The following is a 15,308-nucleotide window of genomic DNA, read 5'->3' as shown; positions in this document are numbered from 1 at the left end:
AAAAGAAATTCAGGCGGGTGAGACCGCACAATGTAAATAGCCATACCGTTTTCCTCCGCCGGCATTACCCGGATCAGGTTCGGGGGTATGATCTCAGGCCGTTATCGCCACCCCCAACGGAATTTATCCGATATTTGTCTCAAGTATACAACGGAAGGAAAATTAAAACAAGGGAATTTTACAATTAAAGGAATTACATAAAATTAATTTTTGCCGGCCAGGATACTGCGTTCATAATTGAATTGCTCGACTATCAGGCTTTCCATTGCTTCGAGATGTTCCAAGTCCAGACCGATATGAGTAAACGAGGGTACCTGGGATAAATCTTCCGGGCGGTAATCGTTAAAACCGATCGGTAATTTTTTGGCGAAAATATTACCCAGGTTGACGATGAAAGATAAGGGCATAGTCTCCTGTTCCAAATCAATCGGATCGTGATGCTCAAAGACGGCATTGATTAGCGCGGTGGGAAACGACCATTTATGGAGGATGAGCAGTCCTGCATCGGTATGATTGAAACCGAATATTTCATCCTCGATTTCCATGAATTTTCCATTGGATTTTTCGACAATCTCAATTACTACATTGTATTCTTTCTGTTTTTTCTGGAGCAATACAAGTTTGCCGATATCGTGCAGTAATCCCGCTATGAAGACTTCTTCTATATGCGGGTGATTGACGGCTTTGGCTATTAAACGAGAAGCGATAGCAGTCGCCAGGGTATGTTCCCAGAGTTTATTGTGATTTTCTCCACCGGTTCTGGTGTAAAATCCATGGGTTGAAGCGGCTACGACAAGAGAGCGCAGGGTTTTGAAACCGAGCAGGATAACGGCTTCTTTCAGTGACTGAATTTCCTTGGAACGGCCATAAAACGAGGAATTGGATAATTTCAATACTCGAGCAGTCAATGACTGATCCGACATCAGAGCCTGGGTAATTTTCTCAATATTGACGTTGACGTCCGCGGTCAGTCCCATCAGAGACGAGAGAATTATCGGAATCGCCGGCAATTCACCAATGGAAGAGATTATTTTATCCAGCGCTCGGCTTGACTCAACATAATTTTCCATAAACAGGAAATTAGCCCTTTCTAAACACAGTACCCATCCATATTACCCTGTCGCTATTTTATAATTTCGGTCAATTGTCACGGAAATTTACAATGAATTGAACAAGTATTTGATTCTGGTTTAATTATTTACAGGCATTCATGATTTTATTGATCTTTTTCTTCTGTCGCTTTTGAGTCTCTTCGGGAATCGGCAGACTTTGTATCTCTTCGGCAAGGTGACAAATATTTATCCGGGCATTTTTCAGATCAATTCGTTGAAATTTGTAGCACTGAAATAAATAAAAAGAGGCTTCAATAATATTGAAATAATTGCCCGGGTCTACCGATAATTTGTCATTAATTTCTTTGTAAATCCTTATCGCCTGACGAAAATCGCCCAGCTCGAAATAGGCCTGGCCCAGCGGCCACAGGAATGTCAGACCGTGGGGATATTTATCCTGCATTTCAATAGCCAAACTCAACGCCTGTCCGTACTGTTTTTCATTGATATATACCCATATCAATGCCGCCCGGGAAGCGTCTTGAGAAATTTCCGAGGAGTCGGCCGCCAACCGCAGGAGTTCAATCCCTCTTCTTTTTTCGCTTTTGAACAGGGGCGTCCAATTAAGGGTTTTGGTTTTGACCGTTTTCCAGTATTTATAAGAGCCCAATCCGAGAGCAATATCATGAAAAGTCGAATCGGCTTTGTATCCCCTGTCGTACGCCTTTCGGGCGCCCAGTGCTTTCTTGATAGCCGACCAGGTATGTCCGGCCCGGCCCTGATACAGAGAACGAAAAGCGTGGCTGTGGCCGGAAAAATAATAAGCCAGGGCTGAATCCTGACCGGATTCAAGCTTTATTCGACTATAAGCTTCCACGCTATCGAGGCATTCAAAAAATTGATCTTCAAGATAATTCGATTCCGCGGCCATCATCTGTGATTGATAAAGAATCGAACGAAACAGAAAATCAAACGGGCGAGCGTTTCCGTCATTACTCAGGGAATCTATCAGAGCCTCGGCTTGTTGAAATTGATCGTTGTAAATGTTAGCGGTGATTGTATTAAGGCAGGCTTTTATATTATCGGGAATATGCCGGGCCAAAGCGTGATGGGGGCCGAATAAATACAAGACAAGACTGCAAATTAATACCTTTCGCGGCAGAATCATATTGATTTATAAGTTATATCGATGAACGGCGCAATTAGAAATATAACGGATACCTGATTAAAAGAACCTGGTCATATCAGCCAGTTCTTTGGGCTGACAGGCCGATCCCGAGACAACCATAAAGATTAAATCTTTCTTTTCGGTGCCGACCAGGGTGCATTTTTCACAGCGATGTACTACATATTCATGACCGTCTATGATTCCGCGCGGATGCTCAGGGAGGGTGTAATCATCGACAGCAGCGATAAAAACCGTTACCAGATCATTATCCTGATTCAGCATTTCCAGGCAACCGAAGGGAATATTCATGATCGTATCGACCGATACGGACAGAATATTATCCTGTGAAAACTCAGGAATCGGATCAAGTCTTATGCCGGTAAGATCATAAAGATAATCGAGCGGCGAGGCATGGCTGACCGGCTTGGATTCATGCGACTTGTGATTTGAAAATGCCCCGATAAAGTAGCCGATATCGCTGTTGCGGCTGTCCGCCAGGATGGCTTCGTTGGCGTTTTCATTTGAGGTAAGATTATTTTGGAAATCGGTTAGTGAGTAAGCCGCGATAATACATATAATCAGAGCGGCGGCGGCAGCCAAACTAACTGCCTGCCATCTAAAAGGGGATTTTTGGCCGACCTCCCCGGCGGCATCGATAGCGTCGAGTTGATTTCGGATTGATTTCTTTATAGAACTGGTGTCCTCGACATTGCGGCCTTTTTCGATCACGAAAGCTCTAAAAGTTCGCTCAAATTCATAGTGAGCCATGCAATGACGGCACAGCTTAAGATGTTCTTCTACTTTGCGGGAATCAATTTCACCGGCCTCTTTATCGATTATCTCATACAATTGTCTTAAAACTTCTTTACAATTCAATTGTAAGGCTCCTTGATGTAACCGTTCTTGATGGCATAATCTAAAAGAGATTTTTGCAATAATTTCCGGCCGCGATGTAATCTCGACTTCACGGTGCCGATCTGCAGTCCGGTAATATCAGCAATCTCCTGATAAGCAAAGCCCTCCAGAAATGACAATACGACTACAATCCGAAAATCCTCCGGTAATTCATTGATGGCTTCTTTAACGTCATCATCGAATATCTTGGAGAAAAATTCTTTCTCGGGATCGTCGCCGCCTTTGAATTTGGCCAGTTGTCCGAACAGGAAACTGTCATCGACTTCGTCAAAGGCCATCGACTTGGGAGCCTTGGCGCGTGAACGGTAGTTGTTGATAAATATGTTGGTCATTATCTTAAAGAGCCAGGCTTTACAGTTGGTTCCGGGTTCAAACTTATCAAAAAAGCGATAAGCCTTTAACATGGATTCCTGAACCAAGTCCTGAGCGTCGTTTTCATTGTTGGTCATTCGGCGAGCTGTACGCATTAACGCATCGGTATGAACCATCGCCTCCTGTTCAAATCGGTTTCTCAGTTCTTGTTGCTTTTGGTCAGCCATATCGTACCCACAAAAGGTTTACTTCAGCCGACCGTCTGATATAAAAAACATCAGGCGACCGCCAAAGGTTCCCTTAATCCTTTGAATAATCCGATTAATACACTCAATTATAATAGTCTCGGGTTATTGCCTCCTATTAGTTTTTATTTTATCCCCATATTATATACTCTCATTTATCACCCAAGAATTGCAGTTTTGTTGAAAAATCCATAAATTTTTCACTGTCCGCCAACCAGTTAGGCAGTATTAATTTAATCCATTAATTCCTATTTGTCAATTACAAGTTTCCGCTTTTCATTGTATTAAGCGATTGATAAGAAGAATAATCTTGAAATCAGCCGGTTTTCAACGTAGATTCTATTTTGAAAGTTGATACTATGGATGATTTGAGACGAGACAGAGAAATAAAACTGACCTCCCAGGTTTCGGGCGCCGGTTGAGCTTCCAAAATCGGCCCGGCGGCGCTGGGTGAGATATTAAAGAGGTTCACGCCTCCGCAATCGGAAAATCTGTTGGTCGGTATTGACGGCGTCGATGATGCCGGAATCTATAAGCTCAATGATGAAATGGCCCTGGTTCTGACGACTGATTTTTTTCCTCCGATTGTTGACGATCCATATCTTTTTGGGCAAGTGGCGGCGGCTAACGCTCTTTCGGATGTTTACGCCATGGGCGGGAAGCCTCTGGCGGCGTTGAATATCCTGACCGTCCCGGCCGATATGCCGGCTGATGTTACCGGGGATATCCTGCGGGGCGGGGCCGATAAAATCGGCGAGGCGGGAGCGGTCATCGCCGGAGGGCATTCGATAAAGGACAAAGAACTCAAGTATGGTCTGGCGGTGACGGGAATCATTCACCCCAATAAGATTTTCACTAATAAGGACGCTCGCCCAGGTGATATTTTGATTTTGACCAAGCCATTGGGAACCGGAATTGTATCGACCGCCATTAAACAGAACAAGGCCCAAAAAGAGCATGTTGATTATTTGTGCCAATTGATGATTGCGTTAAATAAGATCGCATCCGAGGCAATGATTGAATTTGGGGCTCATGCCGCAACTGATATTACGGGGTTCGGCTTAGCCGGACATTCTTATGAGATGGCGAGCGGTTCGGGTGTCTCGTTTGAAATTGAATATGGCAAACTGAAATTATTGCCGGGGACAATTGACTATGCCAAAGCGGGAGCATTGACCGGCGGAGCCTCAGCCAATAAGAGCCATCTCGAAGGTAAAATATCCATCGACTCGTTTTTGGAAAGCTATGCTTCCGATATAGTTTTTGATCCACAGACTTCGGGTGGACTCCTAATAAGCATCGATGAGAAAAACGCGAATGATTGTCTCGATTATTTAATAAAGAGAAATGTCAACGCGGCTATAATCGGTCGAGTGTTGCCGCAAGAGAAATTTTCGGTTATAATCAAGCCTTAAGCAATTTCGATATAATCTACTTCAAATCAAGTTTTTTTAATTCGAATCTCTGAACAATATCGACTGTTCCAAGCGGTTGGCCGCTATAATCTGTGATGATTATACCTTTGATCCTTAATTCCCTGACAATAAGTCCTTTTTCTGAAACATAATCATATCCAACAAGGTTATCATCCCAAATGCCATCACCATTGAAATCCCATAGCCATTGTATTTTAAAACAATTGAAATCACCGGCATTGGTTTTGACTTTGGTCCAGTCTGTAATTCGTTTAACAATCCGATGGAGAGGATTCGCTTCGCTAAGAGTAACCACGGTCCACTGTTTTCCGATCCCTAGAGGATAAGCAAGCCCTCGAAAAATCTGTCCATTATTGTTTTGGTATGATGCGGGGAATGATAATAATGATTGGCCAATATTGTATATTCTTGCCATCAATTCATCGGTTGAGGCGTACGATATTCCATTAAAATGAATTTCTGTTTCTTGAGGTTTGGGTTTTGCCGGAGCAATTAGGCTGGCACCATCACTTGCATATTGATAAAGGCCATCCGGGGCATTATTTATATGGGCGGTTGCGGAATTGAGATTATTAATATTGCTGGTATCGTCTTCTGCGTAGAACACATACGTCTCCAGAGTATCCTCCAGAGTATCCATCCCAATAATTTCTGCCGTAGCGGTGGTATATGTATTTGGCCCCAAAGATGAAGGCTCGCCCGTTTCCGAATCAAAATGCTCAGAAGAAAAATCATATTCCCAGTAATTTCCGACTTTTAGAGGATAAACAAAATCCTGACTGGGTCCGCTGACTTTACCGAGACATCCGGTTATTATTACGGATATAACGCATGCTATGCTAATAACTGCGATTGCTACTTTAAAAATTCTCATCGTGTGTCCCTCAAGTTTGAATATGCCCAAATCCAAGATAATGATTTCGTTCTGTTTTTCCAAGAACAAGAAGGCCGATTTTGAATGCTTGACAAGGGTATGTTTCACGTTCTATCATTATTGATTCTATGTCGAGTCCGTTCAAATATTCATGGATGTTTAGCAAACGCCGCATTGGATTGTTTTTGGGGCCGTTAGCGGCGATATTTATTTTTTATTTCACCGATCTTGAGCCAGGCAATCCCAACGTTACCCGGTGCGCCGCGGCGGCGGCCTGGGTGGCGATCTGGTGGATATTCGAAGCGATACCGATTCCGGCCACGGCTCTCTTGCCGGTAGCGCTGTATCCCTTTTTGGGAATCATGTCGGGTAAAGCGACGGCAGCTCAGTATTTCAACCACATAATTTTTCTGTTTATTGGCGGACTTATAATCGCACTGGCGATGGAACGTTGGGATCTGCATCGGCGTATAGCTTTGAAAATAATATTGTTAATCGGGACCAGTCCCCGCAAGATAATACTGGGGTTTATGGTAGCGACTTTCTTTTTGTCAATGTGGATTGCCAACACGGCCTCGACGATGATGATGGTGCCGATGGCGATGGCAATCATTATTAAGATGACCGACAGCTTCGGCGAGGAAAAAGTCGGTAAATTTCCGGTTGGCCTGTTAATCGCAATTGCCTACGCAGCTTCAATCGGCGGCACGGCGACATTGATCGGCACTCCACCCAACCTGGCTTTTTCTCGCATCCTGACCATCATCTTCCCCAACGCGCCGGATATCAGCTTCGCTCAATGGATGATGTTCGCTTTTCCCTTCGCGGTTTTATTTTTACTGGTGGCATGGCTGGTTATCGTGAAAGTGTACGCGCCATCCCGGTCAAAACTTGAAACCGACGCTTCGGTATTCCGGGATGAGTACCGAAAATTGGGGCCGATGAAATATGAAGAAAAAATCGTTCTGATAGTTTTTTGTGTTACGGTCTTTCTCTGGCTGTTCAGAAAAAGCATCACCATTGGTGATTTTGTTCTCCCCGGGTGGTCAACTCTATTTGCTATGCCCAAATTCATCGATGACGGAACGGTGGCGATTGTCATGAGCTTGTTGTTGTTTGTTATTCCGGCCCGCCAGAAAAATAAGGGGCAAAAACGTCTGATGAACTGGGAGACGGCTAAAAATCTCAATTGGGGTATCGTGCTGTTATTTGGCGGCGGGTTTGCGTTGGCATCCGGATTAGTCGAATCCGGCCTGGCTAATTATCTGGGGAGTCAATTGACCGGATTGAAACAGCTATCGCCGATTTTTATCGTGATTGCCATTTGTGCCATGCTGACGTTTTTGACCGAATTGACTTCGAATACCGCCACGACCGAGATATTTTTGCCGATATTGGGGGTTCTGGCGGTCGTCATTGGGGTCAATCCTCTTCTTTTGATGATCCCGGCGACGTTGTCAGCCTCCTGCGCCTTTATGCTGCCGGTAGCGACTCCGCCCAACGCCATTGTATTTGGAACCGGGCGATTGAAAATCGCCGATATGATGCGGGTCGGGATTTATATGAACCTTATTGGGATTATCTTTATCACGGCCTGTGTTTACTTGCTGGGAATGTACGTATTTAATATTGATTTATCTGTCATGCCCGACTGGGCGAAGTAATTTTCGTTGGATTTCCATAATTAATCATGCAACAAAAAAATGACAGCCGTTGCAGGTTGTCTTTTTGCCAAATTTCTCACAATAGAACTATCGCAGAAGTTTATAGCGAATATTTGCCAAAATCCTCGGGGTCGATGCGTTTGAGGCGGTCGGCCAATGATTCCGGAGGGCCTGATGGCGGCATCTGTTTTTCCGGGGGTTCGTCCTCTTTCGGTTGAATGGAAAATAAATCCTCGTTGACAAATATCGGGCATTTGGTTTTCAGCGCCAGCGCGATTGAATCGGAGGGGCGGGCATCGAGATCGATATGTTTGTCACCGATAGTAATATGCAGTCGGGCATAAAACGTTTGATCTTTGAGATCGGTTATCTCGACTTTTTCGAGCGTGGCGTCCATGGCCAGAATTGCGTTCTTGAAAAGATCGTGAGTCATCGGCCGCTTGGAGCCCATCCCGGAGATTTCCATGGCGATAGCCCAGGCTTCGCTATGCCCGATCCAGATCGGTAAAACTTTATTCAATTCTTTTGACGCCAGTACGACGACCGGCGAATTGGATACCAAATCCATCGCCAGGCCGTCTATTTGAATTTCCACCATTGCCATTCGTCAGGCCTTTTTCTCGACTAATAGTTTTACGCTCGCCTCAACATTTTTTTCGATTTTTATTTTTATGGTGTACATACCCAGGGCTTTAATCGGCTCTTCGAGCCGTATCCAGCGCCTCTCGATAGCGCAACCCTCTTTTGAAATCAAATCGGCGATAGTATGGCTGGTGACCGAACCGTACACCTGGTCTTCATTACCCACAACAAGCTCGGTTGTCAGGGAGAGTTTTTCGATATCGTCGCGAATCTTTTCGGCCGAACGGCGACGTTTTTTGTCACGCAGTCCTTTTTCTTTTTTAACATGATCCACGGCCCGCAGGTTTCCCTTGGTGGCCGGAATAGCCAGGTTGCGGGGGATCAGGAAATTTCGAGCGTAGCCGGTTTTTACCTCGATAGTATCGCCGGCCTGCCCCAAATTGGTGACATCATCGGTTAAAATAATTTTCATCGTTTATCTATCCTTTCAATTCCAATTTACTAACCTAAAGAATGAGCTCGGACTTTTCTAAAATCAAAGTAACTGTCAAACAGTCCGGCGGCGGCGGCCGCAATCAAACCGGGAAGCTGCATAAAAAACAGGCCAAGATAAAATATAATTCGGATCAATTTTGGCAATCTCAGCTTGCGGAGCCCATACTCAAGTAATGATAAGCCGGTAACGGAATAAAAGCTGACAAATATCAGAAGGGCGTTATCGGCAACCATTTGCGCGGTACCATCCCATATTAGCCGAATCAAGATGGCTGCAACCCAAAAATATAATAGTTTTTCGGGCATTTTCCAATATATGAAACGCCCGAATCCGGGGAAATAACTATCCCGACGCGTGAAATACCATTCCACTAAAACCATCGACACGAATATTTGACCGATTCCGGTCAGAATCATCAAGCCGGGCAGTAAATGGAAAAGTATATTTTTGCCTTGGGCTAAAGAGTCAGATGTCGAATCAATAATTTCGGTACTGTATCCCGCTGTTGCCAAAGTTGATTTAATCCAGGCTAAAGATCGCAGGTGGACATTTTCGATGAGCTCGACTATAAACTCCAACATTTGCAAATAAATGACGGTCATAATCAGCGTCATGCACCCGACCGCAACCCAGAAAACGGCAGTAGCCTTGATACCCCGATTCAGCAAAAATCCTATTACCATCGCCGGTAAGACTAATTTAACCAGGCTGGGCATTAGAAACATCATGGGTATAACGGCAATTCCCGGTATCGCGCCCAAAATTAAGGCGGCTGCGGAGGCGCCGATAATCGTCCAATGATGTCTCTCAATCGTGGCGACAACAACACCCCAAACTAGATAAATCTCCAACAGAAAACCTATCCCCGGGATTAACGACCAGTAGGCCGTCAGGGCCGTCAAAAAAGCGGTAGTTGATATTATCACCGTGCGGGATTGCACAGTTTGCCTACCCTGTCTTATTTAAACGACTCGGCCACAAACGGCAGAATTGCCAGATGCCGAGCCCGTTTTATAGCTGTTGTTAAAACGCGCTGATGGAAAGCGCAGGTACCTGAAATTCTTCTCGGGATTATTTTCGCACGCTCGGTTATAAATCTTTTGAGGAGGCGTTCATCGCGATAATCAACCACATCAATTTTATACTCGCAGAAACGGCAATGGCGTTTCTTTCTCTTATCCGCGAAGCGGGCTTTTCTTTTTTTGAATGCCATAATTTATACTCTTTCTCTTAATCCGGTTAACTTTCATCGACGTTATTAGGCGCCACTTTTTCTTCTTTATCCGCATCGGCTTTAGGTTTTAAGCGATCCCCAAAATCTCGCTTCCGAGCGATATTCTCATTGCCTTGAGGTGGACGCGAGCCGAATGTCTTTTCGGAGACTTCCTTGTAAAGGCAGGTTAGAAATCGCAGACAATTTTCATCGAGCCGAAAACGGCGCTCCAGTTCTTTGACGGTATTTCCGTTTCCCTCAAAGACCAGATTAACGTAATACCCTTGTGTCAGTTTTTGGATTTCATAAGCCAGCCGACGCATTCCGATCCGGTTTTCTCTGGTAACTTTTCCGCCGTGTGAATTAACGAGTTCAACCGCCTGTTTCACACGTTCGTCAAGTCCGGATTCCTCGAGCTGGGGATTGAGTATAAAGGTGGTGTCGTAAAGAGTCATTTATTCTCCCTTCGGACTTAAATGACCCCGGAATATCTATTCCGGAGTAGGGTTATTGGTATTATATCTACTTATCGCCAGATTAACGTCGTTCTTCATAACTTCCAAAACGGCCGCGACTGAGCGATCAAGTAGCGTGTTGACAATTTCCATCTCGTCCGGTGCGAAACAGCTTAAGACAAAATCAGAGATTTTATCCGGATGTCCGGAATATCCTTCGGGCAAAGGACCAACACCGGCTCGCAATCGAGGAAAACGATCATCCTCGATAGTTTCAATAATTGAAGCCAGCCCATTGTGGCCTCCGGACGACCCCGATTTTCTAATCCTGACGCTACCCAGACACAGATTAAAATCGTCAGCGATGACAAAGAGCTCGGGCGGTAAGGCTGAATAAAGTCCCAGAGCTTCAGCCACCGCCACTCCCGACCTGTTTATGAAGGTCGAGGGGGTAATCAAAATTATATCTTTCGAATCACCCTTTGTATAATCATATTCAAACCAATCGGCGCGACCGCTTTTGATAATTTTCAGTCGGTCCTTGAGGCGATCCATGACGGCAAAACCAAAATTATGCCGCGTATTTATGTACTTTTTGCCCGGATTTCCCAGGGCGCATATAATCTTAATCACGCCCAACCTCTCTTTATCCGGACGCCGCACCCACGCAATTTATGATTTTAAGAGATTTTGTCAAGCTGATTATGAACATTTACCAAACGTCAACTCCTCAAATTACATAGAATTACTCAGACTTCGTCTATAATTTATCGATATAAATATAAGAATTTCAAAAAAAATTCTTTACTAAAAGGTATTAATGCCGTATTATGTCATCCTGAAATAAAATATTTCAGTTAAACGGTTATTAATACATTATCGATTTCAATGTCGTTTTCGGCGTTGTTTCTTATAGAAAGAAGATTGTTTGATGCTAACGATAAAGCAAACCCCAAAAAAGTAAAGAGGAGTTAAATGATTAACAATCGTACAGAGTATGCAATTCGCGCGCTGTGGCAACTGGCGGAGGCCAAGGATCATTTTTCAACATCTGAAAAAATCGCCCAGTCTCAGGAAATTCCGTCAAAATTTTTGCCGCAGATTCTTTCTGATTTGTCGCGCGCGGGTTTGGTGCGTTCAGTGAGGGGCTATGGCGGCGGCGTTCGGTTAACCCGAACACCTGACAAAATTACTATGCTGGATATCCTTGAGGCGGTACAGGGCACGATCTTCCTTTATGATTGCCTGAAAGGACCGATTGATTGCCACAAAGAACCGGATTGCAAGCTGGTCAAGGTATACAAAAAGGCACAGGATGCAATGAAGGTTGAATTTAAGAAAGTAACCCTCGGCGATCTGCGCGGCAAAAAGAAAAAATAAAAGTATTTATAAATCGCATCGGATTAAACATCCGATGCGATTTTTCCGCCTTAATTCTCTCTCTGATACCATAGCCCGATCGTAAAATGGACGTCGTGGTTTGGATATTATGTTGGACAACTATTATTAAGGGCTATTCGATATTAACTGGATTGAATCGCTGTTTATTCATTTCCCGCGATGTTTTGTGCCATTTAAGGGATAGGGCTATTACTGACTGTGCGAATTAATGTTACAAAATTTTTGTTTTTGATTATTTAAAAGATCCCATAATTATCAACACTCACGGCAAAAAACTTTTAACCGGAACCCATTTAATCTTAATAAGTTGGATTGAATTGGATTTTAATTGTTAATCAGCCCCTTGACAGGGTGCGGTAATTACTCTATAATATTGATGGAACTCAATGAACGATAATGTGTTAAAAAGATGTGGATAACTTTTAAGGGTTCCATACTTGTATGGCGTTCAACGTGATTATTTCAGGGAGAAATCTCAATGTTGTGGAAAACTCAGCCTTACCGCCTTCACACCACCGATAACACGTTGATTAGGGGTAATTTGCGAAAAATTAGTTATCAACGTTATTTGTGGAAAACATCGCTTGGGGGGTAGTACCTTATGACGATCTCAGGGGATCACCAAAAAATATGGGATGATTGTTTGCAGTATCTTTCACGACGCATAAAAAAGCAATCGTTTGCTACCTGGCTGAAACAAACCAAGGGCGCTTCGGACGGCAACGGGGAGTTGCAAATCATTGTTCCCAACCAATTTGTGGCGGAGTGGATTCGGGAGCATTACTCTGGGCTGATTGATGAAGCAATTATTCAATCGCATGGAGAGAGTGTTCCTTATTGTTTTTCAGTTAAAAACGAGGATTCGGGACAGACAGAGTTTAATTTTCGCCAAATGTCGGTTTCGTCCGAACATTCTTCACATTCCAATATTCCCGCTATAAGTAGAAGTAACCATAACGCCGCCGGTATGCTCAACGACAGATATACTTTTGAAAATCTGGTCGTTGGAAATTTCAATCAATTCCCATACGCCGCCTCTTTGGCGGTAGCCGAAGCGCCCGGCAAAACAAAATATAATCCGCTATATATCTATGGCGGAGTGGGATTGGGGAAAACTCATTTGCTTCAGGGTATTGGACATTATATTCTCAAAAACGATTTAACTAAGAGAATTCTTTACGCGACTTCGGAAAAATTTACTTCAGATTTTATTTACTCGATTTCACGTAATACCACCAGCGATTTTGTCAACCGATACCGTAACGTCGATGTGCTGTTAATTGACGATACTCAGTTTTTCGCCGGTAAAGAATCGACTCAGGAGCAATTTTTCCATACTTTTAATGCTCTGTATAATGTCGGAAAGCAAATTATCCTTACATCCGATCGCGCCCCCAGGGATATTAAGGGTATGGAAGAGCGTCTCTTGTCTCGCTTTTCAAGTGGACTGGTAACCGATATTCAGCCTCCGGATCTGGAAACCCGAATGGCAATTTTGAATCGCAAGGTTGAGGCGGAATACATTATCGTCGGGGAGGACGTTATCTCGTACATCGCCGATTCGGTCACGACCAATATTCGGGAGCTGGAAGGTTCTCTTATCCGTATCTTGGCTTACGCTTCTTTGCGAGGCGAGGAGCTGAATCTTGAAATGGCCGAGAGGGTTCTTTCCGACACTTTTCGAACACGTAAGAAGATAATTTCCATCAAGGCCATTAAAAGGAAAGTCTCCGACAGTTTTGACGTTGAAATTGATATGCTTTCAGCTCGTAAAAAGACACAGAATATTGTTCTGGCTCGCCAAGTAGCTATGTATCTTTCCCGAAATCTCACCGGTAATTCACTGAAATCGATAGGCGATGCGTTCGGCGGGCGGGATCATAGTACCGTTATTCACGCCTGTAATCTGATCGAAAAAATGAATCTATCCGATAGCGGCTTTCGGAGAAGGCTGGAATCGATACAAAACAGTCTGTCAAACTAATGTGAGTATGTGGTTGAAATATTTGTGAAAATTTGTATACGGCAGACAATAAGAAATATAGTGTTGAAAAGACAACGTGAAAAAACTGTTGTTGACAACATTTCCAACGGTGTTATATCTTACGAAGACACGAAAAAATCAATCTTTACAGGAGTTTATACTGATTGACACGATAATTTCCACATATCCACAAGACTAATTATTATTATCTTTTAGATATATAAGAGAATAATATAAAAAGATAATGTGGATAGTTTCGCCGGGAGATTTATTAAGGAGCATTCTATGAAATTTTCACTACCCAAATCGAGATTGACAAAACACCTTCAATCGGTTTTGACGGTAGTTCCCTCAAAATCAACTTTACCTATTTTATCGAATATTCTATTGGAATGTTTGGATAAAAAGATAAAAATATCCGCTACTGATTTGGACGTTACAATTACTACCACCTTTGAAGCGAATGTTGAGAAAAAAGGTTCGGCGGTTATCCCCGGAAGAATGTTATTTGATATCGTTAAGGATCTTCCCGAATCCGATATTTCCCTTGAGGGAACTTCCAATCGAGTCGAGCTTAAAGTCCCCAATGGGAACTATAAGTTGGGAGCAATCTCTCCGGATGAATTTCCTGAATTACCGGTGGTTAATTTAAAAAAACAGGTTAACGTTGAATCTGATTCTTTAGTTGAGATGATTACCCGCACAACTTTTGCCTGCAGTAATGATGAAACCCGCCCGGCTCTGAATGGCGTCCTATGGCAAACCAAGGGAGACCGCATGACGATGGTGGCGACTGACGGTCATCGCCTTGCTCGCGTCACTCTGGAGAACAAAAAACTAAAAGGTCTAAATGAGGATGTCATTATCCCCCCTAAAGTCCTCGACCTGATACCAAAATTTATCGGCGATGATGAAGAAAGTGTGGGGATTATTTTTGAGGAAAACCGAATAATTTTTAATCTGGGGGATACAATTGTAAGCTCCCGGCTAATTGAGGGGCCGTATCCGAATTTCGAAGCCGTAATTCCGGAAAAATTAGATAAAAAAATGATTATCTCGCGCAGTGATTTATCTTCCTCAGTCAGGCGCGTATCGATTCTTTCGAATTCACTTACCCATCAGGTGAAGTTCGGGGTTAAGAATAATAAGCTCAATTTATCTACGACAAATACCGATGTTGGTGGCGAGGCAAAAGAGAACCTGCCATGTGAATACAAAGGCGAATCAATAGAGATCGGTTATAACGCCGGGTATGTCGCTGATATATTAAATAAGATTGACAGCGATGAAGTGGTTTTTGAATTATCCAGTCCGGTTTCAGCCGGTATCATTTATTCAACTGAAACCCCGAAAGATGATTATCTTTGTCTTTTAATGCCGCTTCGGTTGACGGAATAAAAGGACAGCAAAATTAAAAACCCCGTCTTTTTTCAGGCGGGATTTTTTTATCCAAACGATTATAATTTATGAGTCGTTTGAAATCATAGAAATATTACCCGCTTACGAGGAGG

Annotated in this window: 16 protein-coding genes and 1 riboswitch; of the genes, 5 read left to right on the top strand and 11 right to left on the bottom strand. The window is 43.5% G+C overall.

All coding sequences use genetic code 11. The features are described from left to right. Positions 1–33: 33 nt before the first annotated feature. A riboswitch (TPP riboswitch) is annotated at positions 34–125 on the bottom strand. Positions 126–203: 78 nt separating this feature from the next. From V3V99_07890 to V3V99_07875, 4 genes are all read right to left on the bottom strand, one after another. Beyond that, positions 204–1,070, bottom strand: coding sequence for an HDOD domain-containing protein (locus tag V3V99_07890; protein ID MEE9442574.1), 867 nt, complete (start codon positions 1,068–1,070; stop codon positions 204–206). Between the two features lie 124 nt (positions 1,071–1,194). Then, positions 1,195–2,181 carry a hypothetical protein gene (locus V3V99_07885; GenBank protein ID MEE9442573.1) on the bottom strand — a complete coding sequence of 329 codons (987 nt, stop codon included), beginning with the start codon at positions 2,179–2,181 and terminating at the stop codon, positions 1,195–1,197. 96 nt (positions 2,182–2,277) lie between these two features. Beyond that, on the bottom strand, positions 2,278–3,096 hold the full coding sequence (locus V3V99_07880) for a zf-HC2 domain-containing protein (GenBank protein ID MEE9442572.1): 819 nt from the start codon (positions 3,094–3,096) through the stop codon (positions 2,278–2,280). After that, entirely contained in the window at positions 3,093–3,674 is a 582-nt protein-coding gene (locus V3V99_07875; GenBank protein ID MEE9442571.1) for a sigma-70 family RNA polymerase sigma factor, read from the bottom strand. The genes V3V99_07880 and V3V99_07875 overlap by 4 nt, the downstream gene beginning before the upstream one ends. 377 nt (positions 3,675–4,051) lie before the next feature. On the opposite strand from V3V99_07875, the gene selD reads away from it, so the two are divergent. Beyond that, the gene (selD, locus tag V3V99_07870; GenBank protein MEE9442570.1) at positions 4,052–5,107 is read left to right on the top strand and encodes a selenide, water dikinase SelD; all 1,056 of its coding nucleotides are present in this window, start codon (positions 4,052–4,054) and stop codon (positions 5,105–5,107) included. 16 nt (positions 5,108–5,123) lie between these two features. Here selD and V3V99_07865 read toward each other — a convergent pair whose 3' ends face one another. After that, positions 5,124–6,002 (bottom strand): hypothetical protein, encoded by an 879-nt coding sequence (locus V3V99_07865; GenBank protein MEE9442569.1) that lies wholly within the window; start codon positions 6,000–6,002, stop codon positions 5,124–5,126. A 128-nt stretch (positions 6,003–6,130) separates the two neighbouring features. On the opposite strand from V3V99_07865, the gene V3V99_07860 reads away from it, so the two are divergent. Continuing rightward, positions 6,131–7,666 (top strand): SLC13 family permease, encoded by a 1,536-nt coding sequence (locus V3V99_07860; GenBank protein MEE9442568.1) that lies wholly within the window; start codon positions 6,131–6,133, stop codon positions 7,664–7,666. A 100-nt stretch (positions 7,667–7,766) separates the two neighbouring features. On the opposite strand, the gene V3V99_07855 is transcribed toward V3V99_07860, so the two are convergent. Genes V3V99_07855 through pth form a run of 6 tightly spaced genes read right to left on the bottom strand, consistent with a single transcriptional unit; the run spans position 7,767 to position 11,045 of the window. Then, positions 7,767–8,270 carry a bifunctional nuclease family protein gene (locus V3V99_07855; protein ID MEE9442567.1) on the bottom strand — a complete coding sequence of 168 codons (504 nt, stop codon included), beginning with the start codon at positions 8,268–8,270 and terminating at the stop codon, positions 7,767–7,769. A 3-nt stretch (positions 8,271–8,273) separates the two neighbouring features. Then, on the bottom strand, positions 8,274–8,720 hold the full coding sequence (gene rplI / locus V3V99_07850) for a 50S ribosomal protein L9 (GenBank protein MEE9442566.1): 447 nt from the start codon (positions 8,718–8,720) through the stop codon (positions 8,274–8,276). 29 nt (positions 8,721–8,749) lie between these two features. Next, a complete protein-coding gene (locus V3V99_07845) occupies positions 8,750–9,685 on the bottom strand; it encodes a DUF2232 domain-containing protein (protein ID MEE9442565.1) in 936 nt (311 codons plus the stop codon). A gap of 17 nt (positions 9,686–9,702) precedes the next feature. Beyond that, positions 9,703–9,957: a 30S ribosomal protein S18 gene (rpsR, locus tag V3V99_07840; protein ID MEE9442564.1), complete on the bottom strand. Its 255-nt coding sequence runs from the start codon at positions 9,955–9,957 to the stop codon at positions 9,703–9,705. 26 nt (positions 9,958–9,983) lie between these two features. After that, positions 9,984–10,412 carry a 30S ribosomal protein S6 gene (gene rpsF, locus V3V99_07835; protein MEE9442563.1) on the bottom strand — a complete coding sequence of 143 codons (429 nt, stop codon included), beginning with the start codon at positions 10,410–10,412 and terminating at the stop codon, positions 9,984–9,986. A gap of 36 nt (positions 10,413–10,448) precedes the next feature. Beyond that, the gene (gene pth / locus V3V99_07830) at positions 10,449–11,045 is read right to left on the bottom strand and encodes an aminoacyl-tRNA hydrolase (GenBank protein MEE9442562.1); all 597 of its coding nucleotides are present in this window, start codon (positions 11,043–11,045) and stop codon (positions 10,449–10,451) included. 342 nt (positions 11,046–11,387) lie between these two features. Between pth and V3V99_07825 the strand changes: the two genes are divergently transcribed. The 3 genes from V3V99_07825 to dnaN all read left to right on the top strand — a co-directional run bounded on the left by V3V99_07825 (position 11,388) and on the right by dnaN (position 15,195). Then, positions 11,388–11,792 carry an Rrf2 family transcriptional regulator gene (locus V3V99_07825; GenBank protein ID MEE9442561.1) on the top strand — a complete coding sequence of 135 codons (405 nt, stop codon included), beginning with the start codon at positions 11,388–11,390 and terminating at the stop codon, positions 11,790–11,792. A gap of 622 nt (positions 11,793–12,414) precedes the next feature. Further along, positions 12,415–13,797, top strand: coding sequence for a chromosomal replication initiator protein DnaA (gene dnaA, locus V3V99_07820; protein MEE9442560.1), 1,383 nt, complete (start codon positions 12,415–12,417; stop codon positions 13,795–13,797). 285 nt (positions 13,798–14,082) lie between these two features. Beyond that, on the top strand, positions 14,083–15,195 hold the full coding sequence (dnaN, locus tag V3V99_07815) for a DNA polymerase III subunit beta (GenBank protein ID MEE9442559.1): 1,113 nt from the start codon (positions 14,083–14,085) through the stop codon (positions 15,193–15,195). Positions 15,196–15,308: the final 113 nt, after the last annotated feature.

It is taken from the genome of Candidatus Zixiibacteriota bacterium, from assembly GCA_036480375.1.
Lineage (GTDB): Bacteria > Zixibacteria > MSB-5A5 > GN15 > JAAZOE01 > JAZGGI01.
Note: the sequence above shows the minus strand (reverse complement) of the source record. Positions and strands in the feature narration are given on the sequence as shown.

Bases quoted from the DNA above. Each gene is read 5' to 3' on its own strand.
- V3V99_07890 (MEE9442574.1), bottom strand. From the start codon at position 1,070: ATGGAAAATTATGTTGAGTCAAGCCGAGCGCTGGATAAAATAATCTCT.
- V3V99_07875 (MEE9442571.1), bottom strand. From the start codon at position 3,674: ATGGCTGACCAAAAGCAACAAGAACTGAGAAACCGATTTGAACAGGAG.
- V3V99_07865 (MEE9442569.1), bottom strand. From the start codon at position 6,002: ATGAGAATTTTTAAAGTAGCAATCGCAGTTATTAGCATAGCATGCGTT.
- V3V99_07860 (MEE9442568.1), top strand. From the start codon at position 6,131: ATGTCGAGTCCGTTCAAATATTCATGGATGTTTAGCAAACGCCGCATT.
- V3V99_07855 (MEE9442567.1), bottom strand. From the start codon at position 8,270: ATGGCAATGGTGGAAATTCAAATAGACGGCCTGGCGATGGATTTGGTA.
- rplI (MEE9442566.1), bottom strand. From the start codon at position 8,720: ATGAAAATTATTTTAACCGATGATGTCACCAATTTGGGGCAGGCCGGC.
- rpsR (MEE9442564.1), bottom strand. From the start codon at position 9,957: ATGGCATTCAAAAAAAGAAAAGCCCGCTTCGCGGATAAGAGAAAGAAA.
- rpsF (MEE9442563.1), bottom strand. From the start codon at position 10,412: ATGACTCTTTACGACACCACCTTTATACTCAATCCCCAGCTCGAGGAA.
- V3V99_07825 (MEE9442561.1), top strand. From the start codon at position 11,388: ATGATTAACAATCGTACAGAGTATGCAATTCGCGCGCTGTGGCAACTG.
- dnaA (MEE9442560.1), top strand. From the start codon at position 12,415: ATGACGATCTCAGGGGATCACCAAAAAATATGGGATGATTGTTTGCAG.
- dnaN (MEE9442559.1), top strand. From the start codon at position 14,083: ATGAAATTTTCACTACCCAAATCGAGATTGACAAAACACCTTCAATCG.